Here is a 17,429-nt window from a genome sequence, read left to right as displayed (position 1 = left end):
CAAACGAAGACCGCTTCCCGTAACACCAGGCAGGAGCAACTGGCGAGATGACGCAAGAAGTAGTTGAGCGGGTCGAGGCGCTGCTGCCGACCCTGCGTGAGCGCGCCCAGGAGACCGAGGATCTGCGCCGCCTTCCCGACCAGACCGTCAAGGATCTGCAGGCGACCGGCTTCTTCAAGCTCGTGCAGCCCAAGCAGTGGGGCGGCTACGCCTGCGACCCGGTGATCTTCTACGACACCGTCCGCAAGATCGCCAGCGCGTGCGGCTCCACCGGCTGGTGCGCCGGCATCCTCGGCATCCACAACTGGCACCTGGCGCTGTTCGACCAGCGCGCGCAGGAAGAGGTGTGGGGCAACGACACCGAGGTCCGGATCTCCTCCTCCTACGCCCCGATGGGCGCGGGCGTGGTGACCGAGGACGGCGAGGGCTACATCGTCAACGGTTCGTGGGCCTGGTCCTCCGGCTCCGACCACGCCGACTGGGTGTTCGTCGGCGGACCGGTCATCAAGAACGGCAAGCCGGTCGACTTCGGCTCGTTCCTGATCCCGCGGAGCGAGTACAAGATCAACGACGTGTGGCACGTGGTCGGCCTGCGCGGCACCGGTTCCAACACCGTCGTGGTCGAGAACGTGTACGTACCCCGGCACCGCTTCCTCAGCATGCGAACCATGGGCGAACTGAAATCGCCTGGCCTGGAGCAGAATACCGACCCGCTGTACAAGATGCCGTGGGGCAGCATCCACCCGGCGACCATCACCGCGCCGATCATCGGCATGGGCTACGGCGCCTACGAGGCCCACGTGGAGCACCAGGGCAAGCGCGTCCGGGCCGCCTTCGCGGGCGAGAACACCAAGGACGACCCGTTCGCAAAGGTCCGGATCGCCGAGGCCGCCAGTGACATCGACGCCGCCTGGCGTCAACTGTCGGGCAATATCGCCGACGAGTACGCGTGCATCGTGGCGGGCAAGGACGTTCCGTTCGAGATGCGCGCCGCCGCCCGCCGTGACCAGGTGCGTGCCACCGGCCGCGTGATCGCCTCCGTCGACCGCCTGTTCGAGGCCGCCGGCGCCACCGCGCTCGTGGAAGGCACTCCGCTGCAGCGCTTCTGGCGCGACGCCCACGCCGGCCGCGTGCACGCCTCGCAGGACCCGGAGCGCGCCTACGTCATGTACGGCACCCACGCCTTCGGTCTCCCGGTCACCGACGGAATGGTGTAATCCCCATGACCGCAGTGGGAGAAATCACCTACGAGTCCACCTCGCGCTTCGCGCAGGTGCGGCCGGACCTGAAGCTGCACTACCACGAGGCCGGGGTCGGCAACGGCCCCACCATCGTGCTGCTGCACGGCGGCGGTCCGGGCGCGTCCTCGTGGTCCAACTTCGCCAAGAACATTCCGGTGCTGGCCGAGGACTTTCACGTCCTCGCGGTCGACCAGCCGGGCTTCGGACGATCCGACAAGCCGACCGAGCACCCGCAGTACTTCGTGCACTCGGCCTCGGCGCTGAAGGACCTGCTCGACACCCTCGGCATCACCGAACGCGTACACCTGCTGGGCAATTCGCTCGGCGGCGGCGCGGCCACCCGCTTCGCGCTGGACTACCCGGACCGCGCCGGCAAGCTGGTGCTGATGGGCCCGGGCGGCCTGTCCACCAACCTGTTCGCGCCGGACCCCACCGAGGGCGTGAAGCTGCTGTCCAAGTTCAACTTCGAACCCACGAAGGAGAACCTGGAGGCGTTCCTGCGGATCATGGTCTTCGACCAGAAGCTGATCACGCCGGAACTCGTCGAGGAGCGCTTCGTTTCGGCCTCGCAGCCGGAGTCGCTGGCCGCCACCCGCGCCATGGGCAAGTCCTTCGCCGGACCCGATTTCGCCAAGGGCATGATCTGGCGCGACGCGTTCAAGCTGCGGCAGCCGGTGCTCATGATCTGGGGCCGCGAGGATCGGGTCAACCCGATCGACGGCGCCCTGGTCGCCTTGAAGATGGTGCCGCGCGTGCAGTTGCATGTCTTCGGCGGTTGTGGACACTGGGCACAGCTGGAGAAGTTCGACGAATTCAACCGCCTGGCAACCGACTTCCTGCTCGGCGTCAAGGAGAAGTGAGCATGAGTATCAAGGCGCTCGGCTACATGCGCATCGAGGCCACCGATATGGCGGCCTGGCGCGAGTACGGCCTCAAGGTGCTCGGCATGATGGAAGGCGACGGGCTCAACCCCGACGCGCTCTACCTGCGCATGGACGATTTCGCCGCCCGGCTGGTGATCGTCCCCGGTGAGCAGGACCGGCTGCTGGTCTCGGGCTGGGAGGTCACCGACGCCCGCGGGCTGCAGCAGCTGCGCGAGACCCTGTCCAAGGCCGGGGTCGCCTTCACCGAGGGCACCAAGGAGGAGCTCGGCGAGCGCCGGGTCGAGGGCATGATCCGGTTCCAGGACCCGGCCGGCAACACCCTCGAGGCGTTCTACGGCGCGCAGTACCTGGGCCGCCGCTTCGTGAGCCCCTACGGCCACAAGTTCGTCACCGCCGAGCAGGGCCTGGGCCACGTGGTCCTCACCTGCACGGACGACGCTGCGGCGCAGGCGTTCTACCAGGACGTGCTGGGCTTCCGGCTGCGCGACTCCATGCGGCTGCCTCCGCAGCTGGTGGGCCGTCCCGCCGACGGCGACCCGGCCTGGCTGCGCTTCTACGGCTGCAACCCGCGCCACCACGCGCTGGCGTTCCTGCCGCTGCCGAACCCGACGGGCATCGTGCACCTCATGGTCGAGGTGGAGAACTCCGACGACGTCGGCCTCTGCCTGGACCGCGCCAACCGCAAGAAGGTGAAGATGTCGGCCACCCTCGGGCGGCACATCAACGACAAGATGCTCTCGTTCTACATGAAGACGCCGGGCGGGTTCGACATCGAATTCGGCTGTGAGGGACTGGAAGTCGACGACCACTCGTGGATCGCGCGGGAATCCACCGCGGTCAGCCTGTGGGGCCACGACTTCAGCGTCGGATTCAAGTAGCGAGACGAACAGGGGCGGCCAATGACCACCGACGCGAATCCCGTCATCGACGGGCGTCAGTTCCGGAACGTGCTGGGGCAGTTCTGTACCGGCATCACCGTCATCACCACCTTCGACGGCGTCGACGGCGCGCGGGCCCCGATCGGCTTCGCGTGCCAGTCGTTCGCCGCCCTGTCCCTCGATCCGCCGCTGGTGCTCTTCTGCCCCACCAAGGAGTCCCGCTCCTGGGCGGCGATCGAACGCAACGGCAGCTTCGCCGTGAACATGCTCGCCGAGGAGCAACAGCCGGTGTGCGCCCGCTTCGGCTCCCGCGAACCCGACAAGTTCGCCGGAATCGACTGGCACACCTCGGAACTGGACCTCCCGGTGCTGGACGGCGCGTTGGCCACGATCCAGTGCACTGTGGACAACGTGCTCGACGGCGGCGATCACTACATCGTGATCGGCCGGGTCCAGGCCCTGTCGGAGTCCACCGACTCCGGCAGGCCGCTGCTCTTCTACCGGGGCCAGTACACGGCCATCGAACCGGAGAAGACGACGCCCGCGCCCTGGCGCGCGGACCTCGAACACTTCCTCACGACCACCACCTTGGACACCTGGTTGTGAGTCGGGTTCCTCCAGAACCCTGGCGATAGAAAAGTGCCCCTGTGGAATTCATCCACAGGGGCACTTTGCATCTGTGAGTGTTGTGGATGGATCAGGCAGCGGCGCGGGCCTGCCGCCGGTATTGGCCGGGGGCCAGGCCATATTCACGCTTGAACGCCTTCCCGAACGCGAACTCCGAGCTGTATCCCGCGCGGGCCGCGACCTTTTCGATGGCCAGCTCGTCCTCGCGCAGCAGGCGGGCCGCCGTGGTGAGCCGCCAGCGGGTCAGGTACGCCAGCGGCGGTTCGCCGACCATGGCATTGAACTTGCGGGCGAACGCGGCGCGGGACAGGCCCGCGTGGTCGGCGAGGGACTGCACCGTCCAGGGCGCGGCCGGATCGCCGTGCATGGCTTCGAGCGCCGGGGCGACGGCCGGATCACGCAGCGCCGCAGCCCATCCCACCGCCTCGGATCGCGGCTGCTCCTCGATCCAGGCGCGCAGGATGTACAGCAGCAGCGAGTCGATCAGCGCCGGCACGATGCCGTGCGATCCGATGCGCGGATTGTCGAGCTCCGCGCCGAGCAGCTGGATCGCGGCATTCAACTCCGGGTGCCGGCCGTGGCGGGCGGGCAGATGGATCACCTCCGGGAGCTGCCGCAGCAACGGATGCGGCCGCTGCCCGTCGAGGTGATAGTTGCCGCAGAGCAGGCTGGTGGCCGGGCCGTCCCCGCCGATCTGCAATGCGCCCACGGGCGGACGCTGGGTGTACTGCTCTGGCCGGGGAACCTCCGGAGGGGTGTCCGGGTGGTCGGCGAGAATATGCCCCGCCCCGTCCCGGACGAAGACCACATCACCGGGCCCGAGCGCGATCGGCCGGGCACTGCTGTCCGAGGGATAGAACCAGCAGGTCCCGTGCAGCACCACATGGAATCCCGCACCCGCCGTCGGCGGCAGCTGCAGCGCCCACGGCACCCGCCCATCCGTCCGCACCGAGTTCGGCGCACCGGTCCGCATCGAAGCCAGGGCCTCACTCAGCACATCCACGACCGGTCTCCTTCACCTCGAACCCGTGCCCTGCAACCCGGATCCCGCCCCGATTATTCGCCCCACCCCTCACTCGACGGTCAGCACCACTTTGCCGACCGTCTGGCCCGACGCGACGATCTCGTGCGCCTTCCCCGCCTCGTCCAGCGGCAGCGTCTCGGCGATGGTCGGCCGCAGCTTCCCCGCGTCGACCAGCTCCGCGATCTGCTCCAGCGCCCAGTAATCGGGTTCCACCGAAACACCCGCGAACCGGCGCCCGGCTTCCTTCACAGCCCGCTCCAGCTCCGGATTCACATGCTCGAGAATCGTCACCAGCACCCCACCCGGTTTCAACACCTGAAGCGACCGCGCCCCATCGGCGACAGAGTCGAAGACAATATCGACATCCTTCATGACCGCGGTGAAATCGGTTGTCCGGTAATCGATCACCTCATCGGCCCCGAGGCTCTTCACATAGTCGTGCTTCCCGGCGCTGGCCAGCGCGATCACATACGCACCCCGCGCCTTCGCAATCTGCACCGCCAGATGCCCGACCCCACCGGCCGCCCGGTGAATCAGCACCCGATCCCCCTCCTCGACACCTGCCTTGTCCACCAGCCCCTGCCACGCGGTCAGCGCCGCCAGCGGCAGCGCCGCAGCCTCAACATGACTCAGCGACTTCGGCTTCCGAGCCACCTGCCGCGAGGGCGTAGCCACATACTCCGCGTAACCCGTTGCGGCCCTGGGGAAGAACGGCATCCCATAAACCTCTTCCCCGATCTCATACCGCGCCCCCGGCCCAGCCGCCTCCACCACCCCGGAAATATCCCACCCAACCCCGAACGGCGGCTCCCCCAACAACGGGAACGCCCCCGACCGCACCGCCACATCAACAGGATTGACCGCACTGGCCTTCACCCGAACCAGCACCTCCCCCGACAGCAGCTCCGGCTTCTCGACCTCCACAACCTCCAGCACCTCAGGCCCACCAAAGCTCTTCTGGATCACCGCACGCATCGCCTTCATCTCCCTGAAGCTGTCCCTCGGCCCACCTTTCGAACCGAACAACGGCAACATTAGGCAGGGGATTGGAGACTATGAATGCCCTGAAGTCTCTTGTTTTTATCCCTACATCTCAATATGGAGACTTGACCGATAGGCCACGCCTCATCGACGGTAGTTCCGCTCGTCTTCCACCAGGTTGATCAGCCATCGGTGCCACCCGGACGTTCGACATCGACGGCGTCGGTTGTGTCGAACGGCCCGAGTAGGCGGCGTGTCAGTTCAGGGTCGGAGTACACCTCGGCAGTCGACTGCCATTCGCGAAGTGCACGCGAAAAGGGAAGCTCAGGCGGGCACTGGCCATCCCCGCCAGACGGATCGACGCCGTCATTGAACGACACTGGGCCGCAACCGGAGTCGGTTGCGGCCCAGTGAATGGGTGGGGTCAGGCGTTGGCGGCCGACTTTTCCTTTTCGCGCTGGAGTTCCAGGGCGATGTCGATGAGCTGGTCTTCCTGGCCGCCGACGAGCTTGCGCCGGCCGGCGCGGACGAGCATTTCGGCGGCGGAGACGCCGTAGCGTTCGGCCTGGCGCTCGGCGTGGCGCAGGAACGACGAGTAGACGCCCGCGTAGCCCATCATGAGTGCCTGGCGGTCGAGGAGGCATTCGCTCGGCATGGCCGGGCGGACGACATCTTCCGCGGCATCGGTGACGGCGAAGAAGTCGACGCCGGTCTTGATGCCGAGCTTGTCGCAGACGCCGATGAAGGCCTCGACGGGGAGGTTGCCCGCGCCCGCGCCGAAACGGCGTGCGCTGCCGTCGATCTGGGTGGCGCCGGCGCGCACGGCGTAGACCGAGTTGGCGACGGCCAGGCCCAGGTTCTCGTGGCCGTGGAAGCCGACCTGCGCGTCATTGCCGAGCTCGGCGACCAGGGCGGAGACGCGGTCGGTGACCTGCTCCAGCACCAGCGCACCGGCGGAGTCGACGACGTACACGCACTGGCAGCCCGCGTCGGCCATGATGCGGGCCTGCTTGGCGAGGTTCTCCGGGGTGGTGGAGTGCGCCATCATCAGGAAGCCGACGGTCTCGAGGCCGAGGTCGCGGGCCATGTTGAAGTGCTGGATCGAGACGTCGGCCTCGGTGCAGTGGGTGGCGATGCGGCAGATGCTCGCGCCATTGTCCTGCGAGATCTTGATGTCTTCCTTGACGCCGACGCCCGGCAGCATGAGGAAGGCGATCTTGGCCTGCTTGGCGGTCTCCGCCGCAGCCTTGATCAGTTCCTGCTCAGGGGTTTTCGAGAAACCGTAGTTGAACGAGGAACCGCCGAGGCCGTCACCGTGGGTGACCTCGAGGACCGGCACGCCGGCGGCGTCGAGCGCACCGACGATGTCCCGCACTTCCTGCACGGTGAACTGGTGCCGCTTGTGGTGCGAGCCGTCACGCAGGCTGGTGTCGGTGACCCGGATGTCCAGATCCGCCGAGAACGGCTTCGCCACCGCGAGCGGTGAATTGGATTCAGCGTTCGAATTGCTCACTGTCGGAACTCCTTACACCCGAGCCGAGATGATCTGGTCGGCCAGCACGTTGCCCACCTGGGTGGCGGCGGCCGTCATGATGTCGAGGTTGCCCGAGTACGGCGGCAGGAAGTCGCCCGCGCCCTCGACCTCGACGAAGATCGAAACCTTCGCCATGCCACCGGAAACCAGCGACGGCTCGTCGAACTGCGGCTCGTTGAGCAGCCGGTAGCCGGGCACGTACTCCTGGATGGACTTCTCCATCCGGTGCACCGACTCGGTGATGGCGTCGCGGTCGGCGTCCTCGGGGATGGCGCAGAAGATGGTGTCGCGCATGATCATCGGCGGCTCGGCCGGGTTCAGGATGATGATCGCCTTGCCGCGCTTCGCCCCGCCGATGGTCTCGACACCGGCGGAGGTGGTCTTGGTGAACTCGTCGATGTTCGCGCGAGTGCCGGGACCGGCGGACACGGAGGACACCGACGCCACGATCTCGGCGTACTCGACGGGGACGACGCGGGACACCGCGTGCACCATCGGAATCGTCGCCTGCCCACCGCAGGTGATCATGTTGACGTTCATCTCGTCGCGCAGCGAGTCGAGGTTGACAGGCGGAATCACGGCCGGACCGACAGCGGCGGGGGTGAGGTCGATGGCGCGGATGCCGGCCTCGGCGTACTTCGGCGCGTAGGCCCGGTGCACGTACGCGGAGGTGGCCTCGAACAGCAGGTCCGGCTTCTCCGGCAGCGCCAGCAGCCAGTCCGCGCCCTCGGCGGAGGTCTCCAGGCCCAGGCCCCGGGCGCGCTTGAGGCCCTCGGACTCCGGGTCGATGCCGATCATCCAGCGCGGCTCGATCTTCTCCGAACGCAACAGCTTGTACAGCAGATCGGTGCTGATATTGCCGGACCCGACGATCGCGGCGGTGACTTTGCTTGCAGTCACGGCTTTCTCCTACTCGGTGAGGTCAGTGTCTGTGCGACGCGGCCTGATCGGCTCAGGTCTACGCGAAACCCAGATGGACGGAACCGAGTCCGGCGAACTCGGCGATGAACTCGTCGCCCGGGCGGGCGTCGATGGCGCGGGTGCAGGAGCCGGGCAGCACGATGTCGCCGGCCTTGAGGCGCACCCCGAAGGAGGCGACCTTGCGCGCCAGCCACGCCACCGCGATGGTCGGGTCGCCCAGCACGGCGTCCGAGCGGCCCTCGGCGATGACCTCGCCATTGCGGGTCAGCACGGCGTCGATGTTCTTGATATCCAGCTGGTCCGGCGAGACCCGCTGCTTGCCCAGCACGTATCCGGCGGAGGACGCATTGTCGGCGATGGTGTCGCAGAGCGCGATCTTCCAGTCCTTGATGCGGGTGTCGATCAGCTCGATGGAGGGCGCGTAGGCGACGGTGGCCTTGCGCACGTCCTCCTCGGTGCAGTCCTCGCCGGGCAGGTCGGCGCCCAGGATGAAGCCGACCTCGACCTCGACGCGGGGGTACAGGTACTTGGAGGTGTCGACCGGAACGTCTTCGAAGACTTCCATCTCCGCGAGCAGGTGCCCGTAGTCGGGTTCGTCCACGCCCATCATCTGCTGCATGGCCTTGGAGGACAGGCCCACCTTGTGGCCCACGACCTTGGCGCCGCCGTCGAAGCGCTGCCGCATATTGATGAGCTGGATCTCGTAGGCATCGACCACGTCGATCTCGGGATGCCGCACGGCCAGCGGATCGATCGGAACCCGGGTCCGCTCGGCCGCCGCCAGCTCATCGGCCAGTTCCTTACGTAGCGCGTCGGTCAGCACGCTGTGTTCCTTCCATCGGGGGTACCGGCCGGTGGCCATCCAGTAACGAGACTAGAAACTGAAACGAGTTTTTGTGAATAACGTCGCTTCAGCAGTCCCATCTGCCAGACCAACATAGACCAAACCAGGATCGATTCTATAACGTGTTCTACATGACTGATCGGGATTACGACGTGGTGGTGGTCGGCAGCGGTGCCGCCGGTATGTCCGCCGCCCTCACCGCTGCGCACCACGGTCTGCGCACGGTGCTCATCGAAAAGGCCGCTCATTACGGCGGTTCTACCGCGCGATCGGGCGGTGGCGTCTGGATTCCCGGAAACAAGGTGCTGAAGGCCGCGGGCCGTGGGAACGACCTCGACGAGGCGCGCACCTACCTGTACAGCATCATCGGCGACGTGGTGCCCAAGGAGAAGATCGACACCTACATCGATCGCGGCGCCGAAGCCTTCGACTACGTGCTCGACCACTCCGCCCTGAAGATGACCTGGGTGCCCGGCTACTCCGACTACTACCCGGAGGCACCGGGCGGCAAGGCGGACGGCCGCAGCTGCGAGCCCAAACCGTTCAACCTCAAAGTCCTGGGCGAGGAGCGCTTCAAGCTGGAGCCGGCCTACAGCAAGGCGCCGCTGAACGTCGTCGTCATGCAGGCGGACTACAAGAAGCTCAACCTGATTCGCCGCCACCCGGTCGGCATCGCGCGCGTGCTGCGCGTCGGCACCCGCTGGGCGTGGGGCAAGGTCACCGGCAAGGCGCTGGTCGGCATGGGCCAGGCCATCATCGCCGGCCTGCGCAAGGGCCTGCTGGACGCGAATGTGCCGGTGCTGCTGAACACCCCGCTCACCGGACTGGTCATCGACAACGGCGTGGTCACCGGCGTCGACGCCGAGGAGAACGGGCAGGCCGTCCGGTTCAACGCCAAGTACGGCGTCATCCTGGCCAGCGGCGGTTTCGAGCACAACGCCGACATGCGGCACAAGTACCAGCGCGAACCCATCACCACCGAGTGGACCACGGGCGCGGCCGCCAATACCGGCGACGGCATCCGGGCGGGCATCGCGGCGGGCGCGGACATCGACTTCATGGACGACGCCTGGTGGGGTCCGACCACCTTCCGCGGTGAAGGAAAGCCCTGGTTCTGCCTCGCGGAGCGAAATCTGCCCGGCAGCATCATGATCAATACGCAAGGTCAGCGATTCGGTAATGAGTCAGCTCCTTACGTCGAGGCTGTGCACACCATGTACGGCGGCGAATATGGGCAGGGTGAGGGTCCGGGCGAGAACGTGCCGTGCTGGCTGGTGTTCGATCAGCGCTACCGGTCCCGGTACATCTTCGCCGGATTGCAGCCTGGCCAGCGGATTCCGTCCCGGTGGATGGAAAACGACCTGATCGTCGTCGCGCCCACGGTGGCCGAGCTGGCCGAGAAGATCGGCGTCCCCGCCGACGAGCTGGCCGCCACCATCGAGCGCTTCAACGGCTTCGCCGCGACCGGAAAGGACCTCGACTACAACCGCGGCGACAGCGCCTACGACCGGTACTACGGCGACCAGACCATCAAGCCGAACCCGTGCCTGAACAAGCTCGAGGTCGGCCCGTTCTACGCGGTGAAGATGGTCCCCGGCGACCTCGGCACCAAGGGCGGCTTGGTCACCGACAACGATGCCCGCGTGCTGCGCGAGGACGGGACCGTCATCGAGGGCCTGTACGCCGCCGGCAACACCTCGTCCCCGGTCATGGGCCACACCTACGCCGGTCCCGGCGCGACCATCGGCCCCGCCATCACCTTCGGCTACCTGGCCGCCCTCGATATCGCCGCCAAGGCGAAGAACGGCGCGCCGGTGGCCGAGACGGTGTCGTCCCAAGAAGCGTCCTGAACCGTCCCAACCCGGTTCAGGATCGGGTTGGGCGCGAGTCGGGTCACGTCGAGTCCGCGCCCAACCCACCCCGCATGCCCCGCCGTACCGCTCTATCCCGGCGGGGCGCGGACAACTGAACAGCCCGCGCCCGCCGCCGCGAACGCTCTTTCCCGCGGCGGGCCGGGAACCAGACTTTCGAGCGCGACCCGGTCAGCGGGGCGGCGGCTTGCGGGGAGGCGAGCCGCGCCGGACCATCGGACGCGAGTGACGAGGAGAACCTTTCATGCCCATCGATTTGAGTGTCGCGCTCGGCGCGCAGATTCCCGCGCGCGAATTCAGCTGGTCCGCCAGTGATGTGCAGACCTACAACCTGGCGCTCGGCGCGGGCAACCGCTGGACCGACGCCGCCGAGCTGCGCTACGTCGACGATCGCGAGCCGCAGGTGCTGCCGTCCTTCGCGACCGTCGCGCCGTCCTTCCACGAGACCGAGCCGCCGAAGGTGAAGTTCGACGGCATCGACATCGATCTGGCGAAGGTCGTGCACGGCAGCCAGGAGATCATCGCGCACCGCCCGATCCCGGCCTCCGGCAAGGGCAGCATCTCCGGCCGCATCAGCGAGATCTGGGACAAGGGCTCCAATGCCGTCATCTGGCGTGAGGACACCGCCGTCGGCTCCGACGGCGAACCCCTCTGGACGTCGCGCTCCTCCATCTTCGCCAAGGGCGAGGGCGGCTTCGGCGGCGACCGCGGCCCCAGCGCGAAGACCGAACTTCCGGACCGGGCACCGGATTTCGAGGTGCTGACCCCCACTCTGCCGCAGCAGGCGCTGCTCTACCGCATGTGCGGCGACCGCAACCCGCTGCACTCGGACCCCGAATTCGCCCGCAACGCCGGCTTCCCCAACCCGATCCTGCACGGCCTGTGCACCTACGGCCTGGTCCTGAAGACCGCGACCGACACCGTCCTGGCCTCGGATGTGTCCCGCGTCAAGGGTTTCCGCGCCCGCTTCGCCGGCGTCATGTACCCCGGTGAGACCCTGCGCTCCCGAATCTGGCAGCAGGACGGGGAACTCGTCATCGCGGTCACCGTCGTCGAGCGCGACGACGCCCCCGTCCTCGCGGACGTGGTCCTCACCCACTCGTAACCCGAACAGAGCTTCGAGACCAGGGAGCTCTCACTGCGGGAAATCGGACAGATTTCCGCGGTGGGAGCTCCCTGATCTTGTTGGGCAGCCAGTGCGGAGACCGAGACCCGGTGGGTGACATGACAATCCGGCCATACGCCGCATATCGGATATCGAGATGGCTGCAAATCTTCAGCGCGACACCGGGATCGGCGACGGCGGAGTTGCTCAAAGCGGCCGAAATTCGATTGAACCTGACCCAAGACGCGCTGGAGGCGTAACGTCTTCAGGCATACGGTGAATATCTAGCTAACCAACTGAATATCTAGCTGACTACTACCGAAAGACATGGAGAAGGTGAACAAATGGCCGCCTGGCAAGTGTTCACGGCCACTCTCGCAACGCTCGTGATCATGGCTGTCACCATCATGAGCCTGCACCACCCCCATCACGATCCGGACCGACTCTCCGTAGAACGCATCCGCGATCGAATCAACAAGGAACGCAGCGTATTAGCGCTGGCAACTCCCGACACCTCCGCCTGGTCGCACCTCGCTCCGGATCACCCGCTGGGCGTCCAGGAAGCCCATCGCACCATGCAGCAGCACCGCCGCTGCCCGGTTGCGGAGTGCGCGCGCAAGGCCGCGGCATTCCGGGCGCTCATCGACGCCGGCCGCATCAAGCCGACCCGTATGCCCCCCGCCCTCCAGTAGTCGCCGCGGCGGCCGCCCCGCTCAGAGTCCGGACAAGTATCCGGGCGGGACGGCGGCCACCAGCCAGACCCCATTGGTGCTGACCCGGAATTCGTGCCCGTCGCGGTGCATCGCACCGGCAGCCACGGTCAGTACCACGGGTCTGCCACGTCGTGCCCCGACCTTGACGGCGGTCTCGGTATCCGCCGACAGGTGAACGTCGTGGCGGCGCATGGGCTTCAACCCCTCGGCGCGAATTCCGGGCAGGGCCGCGGCAACGGTGCCGTGGTAGAGAACCGCGGGCGGTACGGTCGCCCGATACTCCAGGTCAACGTCGACACTGTGCCCCTGACTCGCGCGGATCCGGGTCCCCGTCGCATCGAATTCGAAGCGGCGCTTGTTGTTCCGCGCCACCACCTCGTCCAGTTCGGGACGCGAGAGCGCCCGCCCGTGCCGGCCCAGCGCCGCCAGCAGCGTGGCGACGTCCACCCACCCGGCCGGGTCCAGCTCGATGCCGATGGCCTCGGGGGCGTGCCGTAGGTGCCTCGACAACCGTTTCGAGGTCTTGATCATCTGTTGTTCGTTCATGGCGCGAGTGAACCAGTCCCACAGCCGGATTCGAAGCGATTTCCGGCTCAGCCGCCGGGCGTGTTCTCGGCTCGGCCGACGGTCCGGTCGTCCGTCAGTCCGCGAACCAGCAAGGCGTACAACGCGATCACGGTGAACGGCGCCAGGATCGGCACCCAGGTGAGTCCGGTGGGCAGCACGGTCGCGGCCCCCGCAGCGACCGTGAACACCAGTGCGCCCGCCACCGACGGAACCGTCGTCGGCACCACGCCCACCGGAGCCGACACGGTCGCCGTGTTCAGCAGGTAGGTGGTCGCGACCAGCCCGATGCCGCCCGCCACCAGCGCCCCGGTCCCGACCCAGGCCAGCGCGACCATGGCCGCGAGCACGGCCAGCACCGCGCACAGCCGCCAGCGCCAGCCGGCCACCGCCAGGATGATCACCGGTATCGCGGCCCACGGCAGCACGATGGCCACCGCGCCCGCCAGCAGCAGCCCGGACAGCACGGCGAGGAACTTGGTCATCGGCGAACCCTCACGGTGCGGCGGTGTTCGGGCAGCAGGCGCATGACCTGATCGAGGCGGGTGTCCTCGGGCCAGGGCACGATGTCGACGCCGACGGTACCCATATCGCGGTACATGGAGGTGCGTTCCAGCTGCCACATGCGCGCGAGGGTGGAGTCCAGGCCGTCGCCGAACGGCGTTCCGCGCAGCACGTCGACCACCACCACGACATGGCCGCGCTTGCGCAGATCGATGAGGGCCAGGGCGAATTGGGTGTCGAGCAGCGTGGAGAAGGCGACGATGACCGCCCCGATGGGCACCGCGGCGTGCGGCGCCAGCGTGCCCTCGGTGAGGATGTGCTCGTCGCCGACATCCAGCACGGCGTCCACGATGCGATAGAACTGGCGGCGGCCGATATCCGGTCGCAGCCAGCGCGGGGTGCGGCCCAGGCACACGACCGCCGTACGGTCGCCCGCCTGCAGCGCGGACTGGGCCACCTGGGCGGCGCCGCGCACCGACAGCTCCAGTGAGTCCGACGCGGGCCCGGGCGCCTGCATCGACGTGTCCACCAGCACAACCACATCCGCGGCCCGGTTGGTGAAGCGCTCGGTCACGAACAGCTGCCCGCGCCGCGCACTCACCGGCCAGTTCACGGTGCGCAGCTGATCCCCCGGCGTGTACGCGCGGATATCCGCGTACTCCACGCCCGGCCCGGCCCGCCGGGTGAGATGGGTGCCCATCCGTTCGGGAAGTTCGGTGCGCGGCAGGCGCATCCGCTGCGGATCGGTGATCGGATAGACGTACACCTCGCCCGCACGCAAGCGCACCGAGGCCACCGCCAGCCCGGCCGGGCTCAGCGCGGTCACCCGCATCGGCACCGGATATCGGCCCCAGCGCGGGGCCGACAGCGCCAGCCGCAGCCCGGCGGGCGCGGCGCCGGAGTCCACCGTCTCCTCGACGTGGATCTCCATGCTCTGCAAGGGTTCCGGATGCAGCCGCAGCAGCGCGTGCCCGCGTTCCACGAACGCCGCGGCGGTCAGCACCACCTCTTCGGTCTCGAAGCAGCGCAGCACCCCCGCCCCGTCCACCTGGATGCGGGTGCGGGATTGCTGCAGCGGCGCGGTGGCCAGCACCCCGAGCATGGGCGCGGCGAACACCACCAGCTGCCACTTGCCCAGTACCAGCGCCAGCACCAGGGCGGGCACGGACACCGCGGCGAGCATGAACACCAACGGTGCGGGCCGCCAGCGCAATTCGGCCTCGACCGCCGTACTCGTGTCGCGATGCTTCATACGCGCCTCAGGCCTGGGTGGCGCGTGGGACCGGCAGCCGGCGCAGCAGTTCGGAGATCACGTCCTCGCCGCGGATGCGGCGGACCCACATCTCGGGGCGCAGCGTGATGCGATGGGCCATGGCCGGCACGGCGAGCGCCTTCACGTCCTCGGGGACCACGTAGTCGCGGCCGTGCAGCAGGGCCCGGGCGCGGGCCATCTGCACCAGGTCGAGTTCGGCGCGGGGGCTCGCGCCGACCTCCACCTGCGGATGCCCGCGGGTGGCCGAGGCGAGGGAGACGACGTAGCCCACCACATCCGGGTGCACCGTCACGAATTCCACCGACTGCCGCATCTCCAGCAGGCCGTCGGCATCCACCACCTGCCCGATCTGGGCGGGTTGCGAGCCGCGTTCCAGACGGCGGCGGATCATGTTCATCTCGTCGGTCTCCGACAGGTAGCCCAGCCGCAGCTGCATGGCGAAGCGGTCGAGCTGGGCCTCGGGCAGCGGGTAGGTGCCCTCGTACTCGATCGGGTTGTCGGTGGCGAAGACGACGAAAGGCTGTGGCAGCGGGAAGGTTTCGCCGTCGATGGAGACCTGACCCTCGGCCATGGCCTCCAGCAGGGCGGCCTGGGTCTTGGGCGGGGTGCGGTTGACCTCGTCGGCCAGCAGCATATTGGTGAAGACCGGGCCGCGCCGGAAACTGAAACGGCCCGAATGCATGTCGTAGATCGTCGACCCGATGAGGTCGGCGGGCAGCAGATCCGGGGTGAACTGCACGCGGGTGAAGTTCAGCCCGAGCGCGGTCGCGAAGGAGCGCGCGATGAGGGTCTTACCCAGTCCGGGCAGGTCCTCGATCAGGATGTGGCCCCCGGACAGCACCGCGACCATGATCAGCTGCAGTTCGTCCCGTTTGCCGACCACGACCCGGGATACTTCACGCAGCACCGCGTCGGTGCGCTTGATGGTCACGTCCATCGGTGATGTCATCGCATGTCTCGCATCTCATCTCACATGTTCTGCAGTCGGCGCAGGATTTCGTCCAGGGCCTCCCGGCCGGGAGCCTGATTGACCTGATCGCGCAGTGCCGAGTTCGCCGGGTCCACCCAGCGCCACAGCTCGGGCCCGAACTGCAGCTGTCCCGCCACTTCCAGCGCACGCCGGTTCTTGGCCATCCGGTGCCCGCTGGTCAGTTCGAATTCCTTGGCCAGCAGCGGCCGCAGGTGCCGATCCCAGTCGGCGCGCGAGCCCTCGGAGCGGTCCGCCAGCATCTGGGCACGGGCCTGCCAGCGGCGCAGCATCTCGACGGGGCCGTTGTCGATGTCGTTGTCTTCCGGTTCGGGCGGGGCGAGCCGGCGCGACCGCTCCACCAGCGACCACATCAGCAGTCCCAGCGCCGCGGCCACCGGAACGGCGGTGAGGGCGACCAGATGCTCGCGCTGATCGCCGAGGGCGAGTAGCTCGAACAGCAGGGCCAGCGCCACCGCGCCCACCACGATCGCGCTCCGGTTCATCGCCGGACCCCCCTTCGGCCACTCGGGATCCGCACTGCCACACCGTCTTTCATGCCGCCTGCCCCTGTAGATCGGCCAGCACGATGCGCAGCAGCTGCTCGGCGCGCATCCGCTGCCACTCCAGCATGGAGTGCGGGCTGAACCGCGCCTCCTCGAACAGGGCCACCAGTTCCCGCGCCGACGCGTCGTGCAGGAAGCCGCGATCGAAGGCTCGCGCCAGCACCTCGGACGGGGTGTCGGAGGCCAGCGGGGCGACCTCCCGCGCCGTCGCCAGACCGCGTTCCATGGCGACGTAGCATGCGATGATGGCGGTGCGCGGGTCCTGGCCCGGCGCGATCATGGCCGCCAGGCCCATCTCGGCGACCTTGGCCAGTGAAACCGCCTCGGTGGCCGTGGGCGGTGGCAGGGGCGTGCGCTCCAGCGAGGGCCGGCGGTTCGAGCCCACCGCCACCACGACCAGGCCGGTCATGGCGATCAGCACCAGCACGCCGGCGGTGATGCCGACCAGCAGCAGCGCGGTGCCGGTGAGGGTGGGCTCGGGGACCGCCTCCTCCGGCGGTGTCACGGTCTCCTGCGGCTGCGGGGCGGTCCCGGTGGCGGACACGCTCGGCGGCGTCCCCACCTGGGTCTGCCGCGCCGGTGTCACCAGGTACACCGACAGCACCGCGGTCACGATCAGCGCGATGGCCGCGATCCCGACCAGCAGCAGGAGCCCGAGCCGCCGCAAGCCCTGCACGCGCACCGCGGACTCGCGGTCGGGTTCGGGCATGGCGAGCGGGAGGCGATGCTGGCTGTTGATCACACCCGCCACCAGAATCACCATCGAGACCAGCAGCAGCACCGGCATCAAGGCCAGTGACACCGCCGACGACGGATGTGGCGCGGCGGGTCCTCCGGTTCCCGGAATGTACCCGCGCAGTGCGACGACAGCCAGCATCACGAGCCCGATCAATGCGATCGCGCGTGCTGCCACCGTCCCCACCCCAGTCACG

General features: G+C 68.0%; 18 protein-coding genes. 7 read left to right on the top strand and 11 right to left on the bottom strand.

Annotation, left to right across the window (positions count from 1 at the left end):
• Window positions 1–47: 47 nt before the first annotated feature.
• Genes hsaA through hsaB form a run of 4 tightly spaced genes read left to right on the top strand, consistent with a single transcriptional unit; the run spans window position 48 to window position 3,609 of the window.
• A complete protein-coding gene (hsaA, locus tag ACWEQQ_RS15925; RefSeq protein WP_354831271.1) occupies window positions 48–1,217 on the top strand; it encodes a 3-hydroxy-9,10-secoandrosta-1,3,5(10)-triene-9,17-dione monooxygenase oxygenase subunit in 1,170 nt (389 codons plus the stop codon).
• 5 nt (window positions 1,218–1,222) lie between these two features.
• Window positions 1,223–2,101 (top strand): 4,5:9,10-diseco-3-hydroxy-5,9,17-trioxoandrosta-1(10),2-diene-4-oate hydrolase, encoded by an 879-nt coding sequence (gene hsaD / locus ACWEQQ_RS15920; RefSeq protein WP_452338287.1) that lies wholly within the window; start codon window positions 1,223–1,225, stop codon window positions 2,099–2,101.
• A 2-nt stretch (window positions 2,102–2,103) separates the two neighbouring features.
• A complete protein-coding gene (hsaC, locus tag ACWEQQ_RS15915) occupies window positions 2,104–3,003 on the top strand; it encodes an iron-dependent extradiol dioxygenase HsaC (RefSeq protein ID WP_354831276.1) in 900 nt (299 codons plus the stop codon).
• Window positions 3,004–3,024: 21 nt separating this feature from the next.
• Window positions 3,025–3,609: a 3-hydroxy-9,10-secoandrosta-1,3,5(10)-triene-9,17-dione monooxygenase reductase subunit gene (hsaB, locus tag ACWEQQ_RS15910; protein WP_354831279.1), complete on the top strand. Its 585-nt coding sequence runs from the start codon at window positions 3,025–3,027 to the stop codon at window positions 3,607–3,609.
• A 91-nt stretch (window positions 3,610–3,700) separates the two neighbouring features.
• Here the strand turns inward: hsaB and ACWEQQ_RS15905 are convergent, their stop codons facing one another.
• The 5 genes from ACWEQQ_RS15905 to ACWEQQ_RS15885 form a co-directional block, all read right to left on the bottom strand.
• Window positions 3,701–4,633, bottom strand: a complete 933-nt coding sequence (locus tag ACWEQQ_RS15905) for an AraC family transcriptional regulator (RefSeq protein WP_452348726.1) — start codon at window positions 4,631–4,633, stop codon at window positions 3,701–3,703.
• A gap of 69 nt (window positions 4,634–4,702) precedes the next feature.
• Window positions 4,703–5,638, bottom strand: coding sequence for an NADP-dependent oxidoreductase (locus tag ACWEQQ_RS15900; protein ID WP_452348725.1), 936 nt, complete (start codon window positions 5,636–5,638; stop codon window positions 4,703–4,705).
• A 421-nt stretch (window positions 5,639–6,059) separates the two neighbouring features.
• A complete protein-coding gene (gene dmpG, locus ACWEQQ_RS15895) occupies window positions 6,060–7,148 on the bottom strand; it encodes a 4-hydroxy-2-oxovalerate aldolase (protein ID WP_452338291.1) in 1,089 nt (362 codons plus the stop codon).
• A gap of 12 nt (window positions 7,149–7,160) precedes the next feature.
• Window positions 7,161–8,069, bottom strand: a complete 909-nt coding sequence (locus ACWEQQ_RS15890) for an acetaldehyde dehydrogenase (acetylating) (protein ID WP_354831289.1) — start codon at window positions 8,067–8,069, stop codon at window positions 7,161–7,163.
• A gap of 58 nt (window positions 8,070–8,127) precedes the next feature.
• On the bottom strand, window positions 8,128–8,913 hold the full coding sequence (locus tag ACWEQQ_RS15885) for a 2-keto-4-pentenoate hydratase (protein WP_354831291.1): 786 nt from the start codon (window positions 8,911–8,913) through the stop codon (window positions 8,128–8,130).
• 143 nt (window positions 8,914–9,056) lie between these two features.
• Here ACWEQQ_RS15885 and kstD point away from each other — a divergent pair, with 143 nt between their 5' ends.
• The 3 genes from kstD to ACWEQQ_RS15870 all read left to right on the top strand — a co-directional run bounded on the left by kstD (window position 9,057) and on the right by ACWEQQ_RS15870 (window position 12,602).
• Window positions 9,057–10,784: a 3-oxosteroid 1-dehydrogenase gene (gene kstD, locus ACWEQQ_RS15880; protein WP_452338292.1), complete on the top strand. Its 1,728-nt coding sequence runs from the start codon at window positions 9,057–9,059 to the stop codon at window positions 10,782–10,784.
• Window positions 10,785–11,049: 265 nt separating this feature from the next.
• Window positions 11,050–11,910 carry a MaoC/PaaZ C-terminal domain-containing protein gene (locus tag ACWEQQ_RS15875; RefSeq protein ID WP_452348724.1) on the top strand — a complete coding sequence of 287 codons (861 nt, stop codon included), beginning with the start codon at window positions 11,050–11,052 and terminating at the stop codon, window positions 11,908–11,910.
• Between the two features lie 344 nt (window positions 11,911–12,254).
• The gene (locus tag ACWEQQ_RS15870; RefSeq protein WP_379383201.1) at window positions 12,255–12,602 is read left to right on the top strand and encodes a hypothetical protein; all 348 of its coding nucleotides are present in this window, start codon (window positions 12,255–12,257) and stop codon (window positions 12,600–12,602) included.
• 21 nt (window positions 12,603–12,623) lie between these two features.
• On the opposite strand, the gene ACWEQQ_RS15865 is transcribed toward ACWEQQ_RS15870, so the two are convergent.
• Genes ACWEQQ_RS15865 through ACWEQQ_RS15840 form a run of 6 tightly spaced genes read right to left on the bottom strand, consistent with a single transcriptional unit; the run spans window position 12,624 to window position 17,428 of the window.
• Window positions 12,624–13,169, bottom strand: a complete 546-nt coding sequence (locus ACWEQQ_RS15865) for an RNA 2'-phosphotransferase (protein WP_452338293.1) — start codon at window positions 13,167–13,169, stop codon at window positions 12,624–12,626.
• 47 nt (window positions 13,170–13,216) lie between these two features.
• The gene (locus ACWEQQ_RS15860; RefSeq protein WP_452348723.1) at window positions 13,217–13,672 is read right to left on the bottom strand and encodes a hypothetical protein; all 456 of its coding nucleotides are present in this window, start codon (window positions 13,670–13,672) and stop codon (window positions 13,217–13,219) included.
• Window positions 13,669–14,943: a DUF58 domain-containing protein gene (locus tag ACWEQQ_RS15855; RefSeq protein WP_452338295.1), complete on the bottom strand. Its 1,275-nt coding sequence runs from the start codon at window positions 14,941–14,943 to the stop codon at window positions 13,669–13,671. Before ACWEQQ_RS15855 ends, ACWEQQ_RS15860 begins: the two co-directional genes overlap by 4 nt.
• Window positions 14,944–14,950: 7 nt before the next feature.
• Complete coding sequence (locus tag ACWEQQ_RS15850; protein ID WP_354831310.1) at window positions 14,951–15,913, bottom strand: AAA family ATPase; 963 nt, start codon at window positions 15,911–15,913, stop codon at window positions 14,951–14,953.
• A 20-nt stretch (window positions 15,914–15,933) separates the two neighbouring features.
• Window positions 15,934–16,437 carry a hypothetical protein gene (locus ACWEQQ_RS15845; protein ID WP_452348722.1) on the bottom strand — a complete coding sequence of 168 codons (504 nt, stop codon included), beginning with the start codon at window positions 16,435–16,437 and terminating at the stop codon, window positions 15,934–15,936.
• Window positions 16,438–16,486: 49 nt separating this feature from the next.
• The gene (locus ACWEQQ_RS15840; protein WP_452348721.1) at window positions 16,487–17,428 is read right to left on the bottom strand and encodes a DUF4129 domain-containing protein; all 942 of its coding nucleotides are present in this window, start codon (window positions 17,426–17,428) and stop codon (window positions 16,487–16,489) included.
• Window position 17,429 lies beyond the last annotated feature (1 nt).

It is taken from the genome of Nocardia sp. NPDC004123 (assembly GCF_053603795.1).
This window is presented reverse-complemented; position numbering and strand designations above follow the sequence as displayed.

Coding starts and splice junctions, on each gene's coding strand:
- hsaA (WP_354831271.1), top strand. CDS start 48: ATGACGCAAGAAGTAGTTGAGCGGGTCGAGGCGCTGCTGCCGACCCTG.
- hsaD (WP_452338287.1), top strand. CDS start 1,223: ATGACCGCAGTGGGAGAAATCACCTACGAGTCCACCTCGCGCTTCGCG.
- hsaC (WP_354831276.1), top strand. CDS start 2,104: ATGAGTATCAAGGCGCTCGGCTACATGCGCATCGAGGCCACCGATATG.
- hsaB (WP_354831279.1), top strand. CDS start 3,025: ATGACCACCGACGCGAATCCCGTCATCGACGGGCGTCAGTTCCGGAAC.
- ACWEQQ_RS15900 (WP_452348725.1), bottom strand. CDS start 5,638: ATGAAGGCGATGCGTGCGGTGATCCAGAAGAGCTTTGGTGGGCCTGAG.
- ACWEQQ_RS15875 (WP_452348724.1), top strand. CDS start 11,050: ATGCCCATCGATTTGAGTGTCGCGCTCGGCGCGCAGATTCCCGCGCGC.
- ACWEQQ_RS15870 (WP_379383201.1), top strand. CDS start 12,255: ATGGCCGCCTGGCAAGTGTTCACGGCCACTCTCGCAACGCTCGTGATC.
- ACWEQQ_RS15865 (WP_452338293.1), bottom strand. CDS start 13,169: ATGAACGAACAACAGATGATCAAGACCTCGAAACGGTTGTCGAGGCAC.
- ACWEQQ_RS15860 (WP_452348723.1), bottom strand. CDS start 13,672: ATGACCAAGTTCCTCGCCGTGCTGTCCGGGCTGCTGCTGGCGGGCGCG.
- ACWEQQ_RS15855 (WP_452338295.1), bottom strand. CDS start 14,943: ATGAAGCATCGCGACACGAGTACGGCGGTCGAGGCCGAATTGCGCTGG.
- ACWEQQ_RS15850 (WP_354831310.1), bottom strand. CDS start 15,913: ATGACATCACCGATGGACGTGACCATCAAGCGCACCGACGCGGTGCTG.
- ACWEQQ_RS15845 (WP_452348722.1), bottom strand. CDS start 16,437: ATGAACCGGAGCGCGATCGTGGTGGGCGCGGTGGCGCTGGCCCTGCTG.